Raw genomic sequence first — 13,624 nt, 5'->3', positions numbered from 1 at the left:
AGTGATGATAAAGACTTGATAAAGTCTTTATCATATAAAATTATTTTTCCCCTATATAAATAAAATGCTGTATACTTCCTTCAAAATTATATAAATTTATTAATTCATAATCTCCCCAAAATAATGGTTTAAAAGGTTTAAATTTTTCTTTTAATTCTTCAATCGTATTTGTAAAATTTATATAAGTAGATTCGCCATTTAATCTTGGACTAGATTTTACTTCCACTAAACCATTATCTTTAACATCTCCTGCAACAAATTCTTGATAAGCTTTAGAGCTAATCATTGTCGCGAAAATTATTGCTCCATCATTACATAAATCATAAAATTCTTCAATAGTTTTTTGAAAGTCTTTGTTTGGTAGATAATATAAACTTTGATTTGCAAAAATAAAATCCATTTTTACATCAAATAAATTTTTAAAACTAGAATTTGGTGTAATAACATGAAAATTATTTTCATTTATCTTAGGATCTTTTTTCCAAGTATTTTTTAAGCTAGGAACAATATCTATACCATAAGCATTAATACCCCCCCCCCGTTACATCTTGAAAATACTTAGAATGAACTCCATTTCCACAACCAAAATCAAGTAAATTTCCACTTGTTTTGTTTAATTTGTATTTTAAGATTCTCTCATAAAATCTTATAACATGTCCATCTGGATATTGTAAGCCATATCCTTCATTGTCATATTTTTTAGTATATCCTGATAGTGAATTATCCATCATTTCTCCTTTAAATTTAAGATATAAATTGATTATACAATAAAATAAGTCTTTGTTATTTATTTTTTAACAAATTTACACTTAGCAAAACAACAAAACTAAAAATTAAAAGTATGAGACTATAAATATGAGCTGTGGCAAAATCTAAATTTTCCATACTTTCATATATAGCAATACTAGCTACTTTTGTTTCTCCGCTTAAAGAACCACCTATCATTAATACTATACCAAACTCGCCCATAGTATGTGCAAAACTTATTACTAAAGCACTGAGTATAGCTGGTTTGATACTTGGTAAGATTACTTTAAAAAGTGTGATGAAAGAATTTTTTCCCAAAGAAAAACTTGCTTCTATAATATTTTTAGAAATTAAAGACATTGCATTATATAAAGGATTAAACATAAAAGGTAAAGAGTAAATGCAACTTGCTATTACCAAGCCTTCAAAAGTAAAAGCTAAAGTGATATTAAAATATTTTTCTAAAAATTCTCCAAAAAAAGAATATTTTGAAAATAAAATCAACAAGTAAAAACCAACAACAGACGGTGGTAAAACTAAAGGTAAGGTTATTATAGTTTCTAGAATTTTTTTTGCTCTAAATTGCTTAAAAGTAAAAACCCAAGCAAGAGGTATGCAAAAACAAAACAAAATTATACAAGTAATAATAGAAAGTTTTATGGAAACTAAAAAAGGCGTCCAATCTATACTTAATAATAATTGCGTCATTATAAAACTTTCTCAAGTCAAAAAGACTTGAGATTATTTTCCTAAATTTGGCTCCATTTCTATAATTTTCCAAGGAAGTCCTTGAGTATTTAACTCATCCATGAAAGGTTTGGCGTCAAATTCTTCCATGTTAAACACACCTTTTCCTTGCCAAATTCCTTTAGCAATTAATTTCGTACCTATCATAGCAGGGACACCTGTAGTATAGCTTACAGCTTGCGCTCCAGTTTCTTTAAAGCATTCTTCGTGATTACAAACATTGTAAATATAAACTTGTCTATCTTTTCCATCTTTTACACCACGAATCACACAACCTATATTAGTGTAACCTTTAGTACGAGGGCCCAAACTAGCAGGATCAGGAAGTAAAGTTTTTAAAAATTCTATTGGTATTATCTCTCTACCTTGATGCATAATAGGTTTAATGCCTAGCATACCAACATTTTCAAGACATTTCATATGAGTTAAATAACTTTGTCCAAAAGTCATAAAAAATCTTATTCTTTTTAGACCTTTGATATTTTTTACTAAACTTTCAAGCTCTTCATGATAAAGCAAATAACTATCCTTTACTCCTACTTCAGGATAATCCCACTCCATTTTTATTTCCATAGGTTCAGTTTCTATCCATTTTCCATTTTCCCAATAACGACCTTTAGCAGATACTTCTCTTAAATTTATCTCAGGGTTAAAATTAGTTGCAAAGGCATATCCATGATCACCTGCATTACAATCTAGTATATCAATATAATGAATTTCATCAAATAAATTTTGTTGCGCATAAGCACAAAATACATTAGTAACACCTGGATCAAAACCACTTCCTAAAAGTCCTAAAATTTCTGCTTGTTTAAACTTATCATTTCTTAACCATTGTTCTTTATATTCAAATTTAGCTAAATCAGGATGTTCATAATTTGCAGTATCTACATAGTGAATATTAGTTTGAATACACGCATCCATTAAAGCAAGATCTTGATAAGGCAAAGCCACATTTAACAAAATTTCAGTTCCTGTTTTTTTAATAAGTTCTACAACAGCAGATGTGTCATCTGCATCTATTTGCTCAGTTTGAATTTCTATACCTAAACGCTCTTTTATAAAAGCTGCTATTTCATCACATTTACTTTTAGTTCTACTTGCTAGAGTTATTTTACTAAAAACATCACTATTCATTGCACATTTTACAGTTGCAACGCGACTTACACCACCTGCACCTATAATTAAAAGATTTTTCATTAACTATCCTTAATTTTTTTGAAAATTGTAACAAAAAAACTTTATAAAGCATTGAAATAAAAAATAATTTTTATAATGTTTTTTTAAAATAAAACAAGTAAAATGATGATTTTTTAAATTTTTTAAGGACACTTATGAAATTACAAAGTGTGGAATTTTCTTATCCTATTATTATTACTTTTATTACCTATGCATTTTTAATGCTTTTTATAGGTTTTTATTTTTACAAAAAAAATCAAAATAGTAAAGATTATTTTGTTGGAAATGCATCAATGGGACCTATAATATCTGCCTTAAGTGCAGGTGCTTCTGATATGAGTAGTTGGCTTTTAATGGCTTTTCCCGGTGCTTTATACGCAGCTGGATTGGGACAAATTTATATAGCCATAGGTTTAAGTTTTGGTATGTTTCTAAACTGGACCTTTGTTGCTAAAAGATTAAAGATTTTTTCTCAAATAACCAAAGAATGTATTACAATTCCTGATTTTTTTGAAAGTCGCTTTCATGATGATAGACATATTTTAAGAAGTATTTGTGCGGTAGTTATTTTAGTATTTTTTACTATTTACATTAGTGCTGGATTAGTAAGTGGTGCTAAACTTTTTGAAAGTGTATTTAATTTGCCTTATATTTTTGCATTGAGTATTGGATTTTTAGTTATTGTTTTATATACTTTTTTAGGTGGCTATAAAGCCGTATGCTGGACTGATATGATACAAGGACTTTTAATGATGAGTTCATTAATCACCATTCCTTTTGTGATGATTTTTGAACTTGGCGGCTTTGGCGAAGCTTTTTCTACTATAAATGATGTAAAACCTCAAGCTTTTGGTTTAGATGGTGGTGGTTGGCTAGTGGTAGCATCAACCTTGGCCTGGGGGCTTGGATATTTTGGCCAACCTCATATTTTAATTCGCTTTATTTCTATAAAAAATGTAAAAGAAATTCCTACTGCGACTTTTATAGGCATAACTTGGATGGTAATTTCTCTATTTGGTGCTGCTATGATAGGATTTTTAGGTATTGCTTATATAGCTAAATTTGATCTTACTTTAAATGATCCTGAAAGAATATTTATTGTAATGTCTCAAGTGCTTTTTAACCCTTGGGTGGCGGGAATTTTACTCAGTGCAATTTTAGCAGCCATTATGAGTACTGCAAGTTCTCAATTGCTAGTATGCGCTTCTAGCTTGGTACAAGATTTTTATACACAAATCTTAAAAAGAAAAACAAATGATAAAAATATTACTTTGTTATCACGCTTAGGTGTTTTGATTGTAGCGTGTGTAGCTTTTATACTTTCACTTGATACTCAAAGTCAAATTTTAAGCATAGTCTCTTATGCTTGGGCAGGTTTTGGAGCTAGTTTTGGAAGCGTTATTTTATTTTCTTTATTTTATAAAAATATGAGCAAAGAAGGTGCGATAGCTGGAATGGTTAGTGGAGCTTTAACTGTTGTATTTTATAAGCATTTTGGTTCAAATTTTATAGAAATTTATGAAATCATTCCTGGATTTTTAGTCGCAAGTTGTTTTATTATGATTTTTAGTATAATATTTAAAGCAAAAAAACACACAATAAAACATTATGAAAAAATGCTGAAAGAAATTTAAAATGTTTAAATCTTTTTTTTATTCTAAAAAATGGGCTTTATGGGCTTACTTGGGTCTGTTTTTTTTATTGTCTTCTTTATTAGCACAAACCTCTATTAATGTAGCAATAAATGAATGGTATAAAGAATTTTACGATGTTTTACAAGATGCAAAAAATCATAGCATAAATGATTTTTATTATTTTATTAAACAATTTTTATATTTAGCACTGCCTTATGTATTAATCGCTACTATCACGCAATATTTTGGAAGCATATATGCTTTTAAATGGCGCGAGGCTATGACTTTTGATTATATTAAATTTTGGCAAAAAAAAGATGATAACATAGAAGGTAGTTCACAAAGAATTCAAGAAGATATCTATAATTTTTCAAAAATCATAGAAAGTTTAGGGTTAGCTTTTGTCAAAGCAATTATGACTTTAGTTGCTTTTGTGCCAATTTTATGGATGTTAAGTGCACATGTTAATTTACCTATCTTAAAAGATATTAATGGCTCTTTAGTATGGATTGCATTTTTAGTTTCTTTAGGAGGTTTAGTTATATCATGGTTTGTAGGTATAAAATTACCTGGACTAGAATATAACAATCAAAAAGCCGAAGCTGCTTTTAGAAAAGAACTTGTTTTTGCTGAAGATGATAGAAAAAATTATGCAAGCGATGAAAGTATTTTAAGTTTATTTACTGGGCTTAAAATCAATTATAAAAGATTATTTTTACATTATGGGTATTTTAATATATGGCTTTATTTATTTGAGCAAATCATGGTTATAGTACCCTTTTTAATCATGGCTCCAAGTTTATTTTTAGGACTTATACAACTTGGAATTATCATACAAGTTGGTAATGCTTTTGACCAGGTTAGATCTTCATTTAGCATTTTTATCACCAACTGGACAACTATCACACAGCTTCGTAGTATTTACAAGCGTTTAGATGAATTTGAAAAAAATATAGAATATAGAAAACATTAAATTAATTTAAAATATATCATTATTTTTAAGCTAATTTTATAGTTTTGATTTGATATAATTTTGCGAAATTTTATTAAAGGAGTTTTTTTGGACCCCAGTCAATCTTTAGACTTAAATCAAACACTACCTACTGTTGCCTCTATTGATATAGGCTATTCTACTTTTATGATTCTTGTTGCATTAGCTTTAGTGCTTTTAAATGGATTTTTTGTTTTATCTGAATTTGCTATTGTTAAAGTGCGTAGATCAAAACTTGAAGAAATGGTAAAAGAGAAAAAACGCAATGCAAAAAAAGCTTTGGAAGTCACTTCAAAACTAGATACTTATTTAAGTGCTTGCCAACTTGGTATTACGCTAAGCTCTCTTGCTCTTGGTTGGATAGGCGAACCTGCTATTGCTAAAATTCTTGAAGTTCCTCTAGCAAATTTAGGTTTAGCTCCAGCATTAATCCATACCATAGCATTTATTATTGCTTTTGCTATTATCACATTATTGCATGTTGTGCTAGGCGAGTTGGTCCCAAAAAGCATTGCTATAGCCATTGCAGATAGAGCTGTTTTATGGGTTGCAAGACCATTGCATTTGTTTTGGTTACTTTTCTTACCTTTCATTAAAACATTTGACTTTTTAGCTGCAGTTTCTTTAAAAATTATAGGTATAAAACCTGCCAAAGAACACGAATTAAGTCACTCTGAAGAAGAGATTAAATTTATTGCGAGTGAAAGCCAAAAAGGTGGGGTTTTGGATGAATTTGAAACTGAAATCATACGCAATGCTGTCGATTTTTCAGATACAGTAGCAAAAGAAATCATGACACCTAGAAAAGATATGATTTGTCTTAATAAACAAAAAAGCTATGAAGAAAATATGCAAATAGTTTGTCAGTATAAACATACACGCTTTCCATACATAGATGGTTCTAAAGATATCATTTTAGGTATGGTGCATATTAGAGACATTATGCAAAATGAACTTAGCAAAGATAAGAAAAATTTAGATGATTTTCTAATCAAAATGATCCTAGTTCCAGAAAATATCAGCATATCTAAAGTTCTTTTCATGATGAATAAAGAACAAGTACATACAGCATTAGTAGTAGATGAATATGGCGGAACTGCTGGTCTTTTAACTATGGAAGATATTATGGAAGAAATTGTTGGTGATATTAACGATGAGCATGATGATTCTAGTCCACATTTTAAAAAGCTTGCAGAAAATATCTATGAATTTCAAGGAAGATATGAAATTAGCGAAGTAGAAGAAATGCTTGATATACGCTTTAATGAAGAATTAGAACAAGTCACTATAGGTGGATATGTTTTCAATCTTTTAGGACGCTTACCGGTGGTTGGAGATAGAATAGAAGATGAATTTTGCTACTACGAAGTCAAAAAGATGGATGGAAATAGCATAGAACGCATTAAAGTTGTACGCAAAAATACTGATGAAGAAGAGTAGCAAACTCTTCTTTTTACTTTTCTATAACACTCAAATCTTATTCATTTTAACTTACAAGGAAAATTTTTATGCAACTACATGATGAAATTAATCAATTTATACAAGAATGCAAAAGCATTATGATATCGTCCTTAAATTTAAATAATCAAACCATATGTTCATATACTCCTATTATAAAAAACAAAAATGACTTTTATATTTATATTAGTGAAATTGCCGAACACTTTGAAGGAGTAAAATACAATAATCAAAACATAGAAATTATGTTTATAGAAGATGAAAAAGATTGCATATCAATCTTTGCAAGAAAAAGACTTAAATTTAGAATAGAGTGTATAGAAATAACAAGAGATAATCAACTCTTTGAGCAAGTATTAAATACTTATGAAAATGAAAGTAATAATGAAATAATCCATGTCATTAAAAATATGCAAGATTTTCATTTATTTCAACTTATACTGAAAAATGGAAGATATGTTAAAGGTTTTGGAAAAGCATATGAAATTAATGAAGGAGTAATTAATTTAATTAATTCAAAGGGACACAAATAATTCAAGATGAGCAATAAGCTCATCTTGATAGATTAACCGTTTCTTTTTTTGATAATTTCTTCAGAAACATTTTTTGGAACTTCATCATAGTGATCAAATTCCATAGAATAAGTAGCACGGCCTTGAGTTTGACTTCTAAGATCGGTTGAGTAACCAAACATCTCGGCCAAAGGACAAAATGCTGTAATAATTTTATTACCACCTCTTTCATCCATTGAATTTACTTGGCCACGGCGTTTATTTAAATCACCAATAACATCACCCATGTATTCTTCTGGAGTTTCAACTTCAACTTTCATCATAGGTTCTAAGATTACAGCACCTGCTTTTCTAGCACCTTCTTTAAAGCCCATAGAAGCTGCAAGTTTAAATGCCATTTCAGAAGAATCCACTTCATGGTAACTTCCATCATAAACAGTTACTTTAACATCTTCAACAGGATATCCCGCTAAAACACCATTTTGTAATGCTTCTTGAACACCTTTATCAACTGCTGGAATATATTCTTTTGGAATTACCCCACCTTTGATATCATTTACAAATTCATATCCACTACCTGGTTCAAGTGGCTCAAGTCTTAAGAATACATGACCATATTGTCCACGACCACCTGATTGTTTAGCGTATTTGTATTCTTGCTCAACTGTTTTTCTAATAGTTTCACGGTAAGCAACTTGAGGTTGACCTACTTCTGCTTCAACTTTAAATTCACGAAGCATTCTATCAACGATAATTTCCAAGTGAAGCTCGCCCATACCTGAAATGATAGTTTGACCACTTTCTTCATCTGTTGAAACTCTAAAGCTTGGATCTTCTTGAGCTAATTTATTTAAAGCAATAGACATTTTTTCTTGATCTGCTTTTGTTTTAGGCTCAACAGCAACTGAAATAACAGGATCTGGAAAATCCATTCTCTCTAAAATAACCTTATCTTTTTCACTTGCCAAAGTATCACCAGTTAGTGTGTCTTTAAGTCCAACAACCGCTCCAATTTCTCCTGCATATAAAGTTTTAATCTCTTCTCTTTTATTAGAGTGCATTTTCAAAAGACGACCGATTCTTTCTTTTTTATCTTTTGTTGAGTTGTATGCATAAGAACCGCTTTCTAAACTTCCTCTATACACACGAACGAAAGTTAATTGTCCAACAAAAGGGTCAGTCATAATTTTAAATGCTAGGCCTGCAAACTCACCATCATCAGTTGATTTTACAGAAACTTCCGTACCGTCTTCATATTCACCTTTAATATTAGCAACTTCATCAGGAGCTGGTAAATAAGCAACAACAGCATCAAGTAATGGCTGAACACCTTTATTTTTAAAAGCTGTACCACAAAGCATAGGAACCATAGAAAGACTTAAACATCCTGCTTTAATACCTGCTTTGATTTCTTCTTGAGTAAGCTCTTCACCACCTAGGTATTTTTCCATTAATTCATCGCTTGTTTCAGAAACTGCTTCTATCATTTTTGTGCGATATTCTTCAGCCTTCTCTTTAAGTTCAGCTGGAATTTCTTTTTCTACATAATCAGTTGGTTTATTTTCATCTTCCCATACCAAAGCTTTCATGGTAATAAGATCAATTACACCTTTGAAATTATCTTCAGCACCGATTGGAATTTGAAGTGGAACTGGGTTACCTTTCAAACGATTTTTGATTTGTTCTTCAACATTAAAGAAATTTGCACCAATTCTGTCCATTTTATTTACAAAAACAATTCTTGGAACACCGTATTTATTAGCTTGTCTCCATACGGTTTCTGATTGTGGTTGAACTCCACCTACTGAACAAAACACCGCAACTGCGCCATCTAAAACACGCATTGATCTTTCAACTTCGATTGTAAAGTCAACATGGCCTGGAGTGTCTATAAGGTTAATTTGATGGTTTTTCCAAAAACAAGTTGTAGCAGCAGAAGTAATTGTGATACCTCTTTCTTTTTCTTGCTCCATCCAGTCCATTGTAGCTGCACCATCATGCACCTCACCAATTTTATGACTCATACCTGTAAAGAAAAGAATTCTCTCACTAGTAGTTGTTTTACCTGCATCAATATGAGCTGCGATACCTATATTTCTAACTCTTTTTAAAGGAGTACTTCTTGACATATTTTACTCCTCTTACCAGCGATAATGAGCAAATGCTTTATTAGCTTCTGCCATTTTATAAGTATCTTCTTTCTTCTTGAATGAAGCACCTTTACTATTAGCTGCATCTAATAATTCTGCTGCTAATTTTTCTATCATAGTTCTTTCGCTTCTTTTTCTAGCAAAAGAAATAATCCATCTTATAGCTAAAGCTTGTTGTCTAGCTGGGCGTACTTCTACTGGCACTTGATAAGTAGCACCACCAACGCGACGAGATTTAACTTCTAATAAAGGCTTAATATTTTCAATAGCATCATTAAAAATTTCTATACCTTTTTTTTCTCCACCTTTTTTATCGATAGCTTCTAAAGCACCATACATAATAGTCGTAGCTGTGCTTTTTTTACCATCATACATTAAAGAATTAATGAATTTTGTGATTACTTTGTTTCCATAAATCGGATCTGGCAAGACTTCTCTTACCGGAGCTTTTCTTCTTCTCATAATTTTCCTTCAAATTTATAATTTTACTCAAACAAAATCAAATCTAACGGATTTGTCTGCAATTTTATTACTTAGCTGCTGCTTTAGGGCGTTTCGCACCATATTTAGAACGAGAAACGGTTCTTTTTGCAACACCTGCAGTATCTAAGGCACCGCGAACAATGTGATACTTAACACCTGGTAAGTCTTTTACCCTACCACCACGCACTAAAACAATGCTGTGTTCTTGTAGGTTATGACCTTCACCACCGATATAACTAATAACTTCAAAGCCACTTGTAAGTCTTACTTTGGCAACTTTTCTTAACGCTGAGTTTGGTTTTTTAGGGGTTGTTGTATAAACCCTAGTGCAAACTCCCCTTCTTTGTGGACAATTTTTAAGCGCTGGAGATTTAGATTTCTCTAAAACTTTTTTGCGCTCTTTTCTAACCAATTGATTTATGGTAGGCACAATAATTCCTTTCTTTAAAAAATGTAATAAACTTTGGATAATATCTAAATTTTACTTACAAAAATATAAACTAAAAACAATTTAAATCTTTTTGCAAATTTTCTAAAAACAAACTCACATGGTAAGCATCGGTGCTTGCGTGATTTACATTAATACTTAGTGGAATAAAACATTGATTTTTTCCTTGATAATTTTCCCACTTGTAAGAATAGGAAAAAAATAATTTTCTTTTTTAGGTAAATGTAAAGAGAAATTCTCAAAATTTATCCAAGGGATTGCTGAAATATTAAAAGAATTTTTAATATTCTCTTTTACAAACATAGTGTTTTCTTTAATGAGTTGTTTATCATGCTCGAAATTATGTAAAAAGTTTTGAAAATCTTCATTAAAATCAGTCCATAAAACACAAAAAGTCTTTGATTTTTCACAAAAAGCGGTATAACTTGGATGGATAATATCAAAACAAATTAATTTATCATCCTCTAAGTATAATTTAAATTCAGGTATTAAATTAACATTTTTACTTAAAAAATAGATAAAACTACCATAAAAAGAATATTTTTGATTTTTAACAAAAGAATAAAATTTACTAATATCTAATTAACATTTAATTCAAAAGAGCAGGGAAATTTAGTATAAAATTCAAAATGCTCTTTTCTTGAGTAAGTTTTTAAATCTATAATCTTCAAATTATTATCCTTTAAATTTAAAGATTATAGCAAATCCTATCTAAAAATAGATAGGATTAAAATCATTGTTTATCGGTATTGTATTGCAAATAAACCACATGGGTAGCTAAATACTCTTCAAGACCATGTTTTCCATCAGCTCCACCTATGCCACTTTTTCTAAAACCTGCATGAAATCCTTGCATTGCTTCAAAATTTTCACGGTTAATATAAGTTTCACCAAATTTTATTTCTCTACTAGCTCTCATTGCTATATCTAAATTTTGTGTATAAATAGAACTTGTCAGTCCATATTCACAATCATTTGCCATGTCAATTGCCTCATCAAGTGTATCAAATTTAGTAATTGGTAAAATCGGAGCAAAAATTTCTTTTTGCATGATCTCATCTTCATGCTTAACATTTGTAAGAACGCTTGCAGGAAAATAATATCCGCTTGTATCGGTGATTTTTCCACCGCATTCTACAACTGCTCCTTTATTCGTAGCTCTCTCAAGCATTGCTAAAGCATTATCAACCCCTGCTTGATTGACAAGCGGACCCATATCAAAATCGCCTTTCAAAGTGTTTCCAACACTTACTTTACTCATGGCTTTTACAAATTTATCTACAAATTCATCATAAACACTTGTATGCACATAAGCTCTTTCGGCACAATTGCAAACTTGTCCGTTATTGCAAATTCTACTTGCCTTAATCGCTTCTACCGCTAAATCAATATCTGCATCTTTACACACTATAGCCGGTGCCTTTCCGCCAAGTTCTAGAGAAACCTTAATGATATTTTTAGCTGCAGCTTCCATCACTCTAGTTCCTGCTTCAACACTCCCTGTAAGACTTACCATACCTATGTTTTCATTACTTGATAATTCATGTCCTACCACACTACCCTTACCTGCAACTAAATTAAATACTCCTTTTGGTAAAGAACTTTGCGAGACAAGCTTTGCAAATTCAAAAGCATTATTTGGAGTTTCACTGCTTGGTTTTATAACAATGGTGTTGCCTGTTAGTAAAGCAGGTGCCATCTTTCTTGCGATTAGAAAAAATGGAAAATTCCAAGGTAAAATTCCACCAATTACACCAATGGCACTTTTATATAAATATATATGCTCATTAGCTCTATCACTTTGTATAATTTCGCCTTCATACCTTCTAGCCCATTCAGCAGTATAATCCATATAATCTGCTGTAAAATTAATCTCTACACTAGCTAAAGCTCTAGTTTTTCCTTGCTCTTGCATTAAAATTTCTGTTAAAAAATTAGCATTTTTGCGTATTAAACTAGCTATTTCTCTTAAATGATTTGCTCTTTCAATCGCTGGTTTAGCTTCCCAATTTTTTTGTGCCTTTTTAGCTGCTTCAATTGCTCTTTGTGTATCTTCTAAAGAAGCACTTGCCACTCTTGATATTACTTCTTTGGTAGCGGGATTTAAAACTTCTATAAATTCGCCATTGTGTGGGATAAATTCACCGTCAATATAATTTAAATAAGTTGTCATTTTTTCTCCTTTTTTAATCTAAATGAAATACTTCTTCCATATTTAGCCACTTTTGTCCTGCATGAGCTAAAGATATTTGGCAGGGATCTGTAACTTTCCACCATTGTTGTGTATTTTTATCTTTTGCCATCTTAGCCATATCTGCATCAAAATCAACACCTGTATATTCAAAATATGCAAACAAATATTCTCCAAATAAATAAATAGAATAATTTTGTATATTACATTCTTTAATCATCTCACAAACACCTTTATAAGGCTTTGTATGAAGATCTTTATACTCTTGTATTTTTTCCTTTTTAATTTTTATAATTTGACCATATCTTTGCACCTATCCTCCTTATAAATTGATAAAGCATTTTTATAAAATATCTTGTCCAAATCTTTAAAAATATTTCCTTCTATGATAAATTTAGCCCATTTAGCTGGAGCTATTTTTGCCACAGGATAATTACTACCAAATATAAATTTATCTTCACTAAAAATATTCTTTAAAAATGAAAAACATTGAGATATAAAATCTCTATGAATTTTTATCGTAAAATCATCTGGTACGGAAATTTTTATCCATAAATTTGGGAAATCTTTTAATTTATGTAATATTTTTTTATATTCATCAAAATAGTTAATTTTAGGACTGCCCATATGATTTAAAACTACTTTTAAATTAGGATTATCAAATAAAAACTTTTCCAATATCCAAAGCTCTTCGTTTTTCATGCAAGCTTCAAAAGGTATATTAAAAACTTTTAGAAGTTCTAATTTTTCTTTAAATTCTGCTTCAAATAGTCTCTTAGCACCCTTTTTACTAGTATGCATTACCTCTCTAAAAGCACATAAGTATTCTTTGTACTTTAAATCAGCTAAACAAATAAAAATACCATGTTCTTGTTTTTGCTTTAATGCAAATAAAGCTTCTTTTTCCAAATCATCACTATTTGTTTCAACATACATCGCACCTAAAAAATCAAATTCTTTATACTCATTTTTTGCCCTTAAAAAATCATAATTTTGTTCCAATCTATTATTGCCTTTTATCCACGAAATAGGCATTTTACTTAAATCCCAAAGATGCAAATGAGAATCAAAAATTTTTTGCATT

At 30.3% G+C, this 13,624-nt stretch carries 14 protein-coding genes and 1 pseudogene; 4 read left to right on the top strand and 11 right to left on the bottom strand.

Translation table 11 applies throughout. The features are described from left to right. Positions 1–40: 40 nt before the first annotated feature. From L8X33_RS07685 to L8X33_RS07670, 4 genes are all read right to left on the bottom strand, one after another. Positions 41–400 carry a hypothetical protein gene (locus tag L8X33_RS07685; protein ID WP_133319916.1) on the bottom strand — a complete coding sequence of 120 codons (360 nt, stop codon included), beginning with the start codon at positions 398–400 and terminating at the stop codon, positions 41–43. Between the two features lie 124 nt (positions 401–524). After that, positions 525–728, bottom strand: a complete 204-nt coding sequence (locus L8X33_RS07680) for a class I SAM-dependent methyltransferase (RefSeq protein WP_240387661.1) — start codon at positions 726–728, stop codon at positions 525–527. Positions 729–783: 55 nt separating this feature from the next. After that, positions 784–1,455: a molybdate ABC transporter permease subunit gene (gene modB, locus L8X33_RS07675; protein WP_263659884.1), complete on the bottom strand. Its 672-nt coding sequence runs from the start codon at positions 1,453–1,455 to the stop codon at positions 784–786. A 33-nt stretch (positions 1,456–1,488) separates the two neighbouring features. Then, the gene (locus L8X33_RS07670) at positions 1,489–2,694 is read right to left on the bottom strand and encodes a saccharopine dehydrogenase family protein (RefSeq protein ID WP_263666852.1); all 1,206 of its coding nucleotides are present in this window, start codon (positions 2,692–2,694) and stop codon (positions 1,489–1,491) included. Between the two features lie 134 nt (positions 2,695–2,828). Between L8X33_RS07670 and putP the strand changes: the two genes are divergently transcribed. The 4 genes from putP to L8X33_RS07650 all read left to right on the top strand — a co-directional run bounded on the left by putP (position 2,829) and on the right by L8X33_RS07650 (position 7,289). Beyond that, positions 2,829–4,307, top strand: a complete 1,479-nt coding sequence (gene putP / locus L8X33_RS07665; RefSeq protein WP_263670388.1) for a sodium/proline symporter PutP — start codon at positions 2,829–2,831, stop codon at positions 4,305–4,307. A gap of 1 nt (position 4,308) precedes the next feature. Further along, positions 4,309–5,280: a putative transporter gene (locus L8X33_RS07660; RefSeq protein WP_263660796.1), complete on the top strand. Its 972-nt coding sequence runs from the start codon at positions 4,309–4,311 to the stop codon at positions 5,278–5,280. Between the two features lie 87 nt (positions 5,281–5,367). Further along, positions 5,368–6,738: a hemolysin family protein gene (locus L8X33_RS07655; protein WP_133319921.1), complete on the top strand. Its 1,371-nt coding sequence runs from the start codon at positions 5,368–5,370 to the stop codon at positions 6,736–6,738. Between the two features lie 68 nt (positions 6,739–6,806). After that, positions 6,807–7,289, top strand: coding sequence for a pyridoxamine 5'-phosphate oxidase family protein (locus tag L8X33_RS07650; RefSeq protein WP_263666849.1), 483 nt, complete (start codon positions 6,807–6,809; stop codon positions 7,287–7,289). A gap of 32 nt (positions 7,290–7,321) precedes the next feature. On the opposite strand, the gene fusA is transcribed toward L8X33_RS07650, so the two are convergent. The 7 genes and pseudogenes from fusA to L8X33_RS07620 form a co-directional block, all read right to left on the bottom strand. Next, positions 7,322–9,397: an elongation factor G gene (gene fusA, locus L8X33_RS07645; protein WP_039617755.1), complete on the bottom strand. Its 2,076-nt coding sequence runs from the start codon at positions 9,395–9,397 to the stop codon at positions 7,322–7,324. Positions 9,398–9,409: 12 nt separating this feature from the next. Beyond that, a complete protein-coding gene (gene rpsG, locus L8X33_RS07640; protein WP_012661188.1) occupies positions 9,410–9,880 on the bottom strand; it encodes a 30S ribosomal protein S7 in 471 nt (156 codons plus the stop codon). A 67-nt stretch (positions 9,881–9,947) separates the two neighbouring features. Continuing rightward, positions 9,948–10,331 carry a 30S ribosomal protein S12 gene (gene rpsL, locus L8X33_RS07635; RefSeq protein ID WP_012661187.1) on the bottom strand — a complete coding sequence of 128 codons (384 nt, stop codon included), beginning with the start codon at positions 10,329–10,331 and terminating at the stop codon, positions 9,948–9,950. A gap of 70 nt (positions 10,332–10,401) precedes the next feature. Next, positions 10,402–10,925: pseudogene (locus L8X33_RS08805) on the bottom strand (CatA-like O-acetyltransferase). A gap of 157 nt (positions 10,926–11,082) precedes the next feature. After that, positions 11,083–12,522, bottom strand: a complete 1,440-nt coding sequence (gene aldA / locus L8X33_RS07630; RefSeq protein ID WP_263661680.1) for an aldehyde dehydrogenase — start codon at positions 12,520–12,522, stop codon at positions 11,083–11,085. Between the two features lie 13 nt (positions 12,523–12,535). Then, a complete protein-coding gene (locus L8X33_RS07625; RefSeq protein ID WP_263670387.1) occupies positions 12,536–12,853 on the bottom strand; it encodes an L-rhamnose mutarotase in 318 nt (105 codons plus the stop codon). Beyond that, on the bottom strand, positions 12,829–13,623 hold the full coding sequence (locus tag L8X33_RS07620; RefSeq protein WP_263670386.1) for an amidohydrolase family protein: 795 nt from the start codon (positions 13,621–13,623) through the stop codon (positions 12,829–12,831). Before L8X33_RS07620 ends, L8X33_RS07625 begins: the two co-directional genes overlap by 25 nt. Position 13,624: the final 1 nt, after the last annotated feature.

Origin of the sequence: Campylobacter sp. CNRCH_2014_2849 (assembly GCF_025772845.1) — a bacterium.
Lineage (GTDB): Bacteria > Campylobacterota > Campylobacteria > Campylobacterales > Campylobacteraceae > Campylobacter_D > Campylobacter_D lari_D.
This window is presented reverse-complemented; position numbering and strand designations above follow the sequence as displayed.

Excerpts from the sequence above, each read along its gene's own strand:
- L8X33_RS07685 (WP_133319916.1), bottom strand. The coding sequence starts at position 400 with ATGGATTTTATTTTTGCAAATCAAAGTTTATATTATCTACCAAACAAA.
- L8X33_RS07680 (WP_240387661.1), bottom strand. The coding sequence starts at position 728 with ATGGATAATTCACTATCAGGATATACTAAAAAATATGACAATGAAGGA.
- modB (WP_263659884.1), bottom strand. The coding sequence starts at position 1,455 with ATGACGCAATTATTATTAAGTATAGATTGGACGCCTTTTTTAGTTTCC.
- L8X33_RS07670 (WP_263666852.1), bottom strand. The coding sequence starts at position 2,694 with ATGAAAAATCTTTTAATTATAGGTGCAGGTGGTGTAAGTCGCGTTGCA.
- putP (WP_263670388.1), top strand. The coding sequence starts at position 2,829 with ATGAAATTACAAAGTGTGGAATTTTCTTATCCTATTATTATTACTTTT.
- L8X33_RS07660 (WP_263660796.1), top strand. The coding sequence starts at position 4,309 with ATGTTTAAATCTTTTTTTTATTCTAAAAAATGGGCTTTATGGGCTTAC.
- L8X33_RS07650 (WP_263666849.1), top strand. The coding sequence starts at position 6,807 with ATGCAACTACATGATGAAATTAATCAATTTATACAAGAATGCAAAAGC.
- fusA (WP_039617755.1), bottom strand. The coding sequence starts at position 9,397 with ATGTCAAGAAGTACTCCTTTAAAAAGAGTTAGAAATATAGGTATCGCA.
- rpsG (WP_012661188.1), bottom strand. The coding sequence starts at position 9,880 with ATGAGAAGAAGAAAAGCTCCGGTAAGAGAAGTCTTGCCAGATCCGATT.
- aldA (WP_263661680.1), bottom strand. The coding sequence starts at position 12,522 with ATGACAACTTATTTAAATTATATTGACGGTGAATTTATCCCACACAAT.
- L8X33_RS07620 (WP_263670386.1), bottom strand. The coding sequence starts at position 13,623 with ATGCAAAAAATTTTTGATTCTCATTTGCATCTTTGGGATTTAAGTAAA.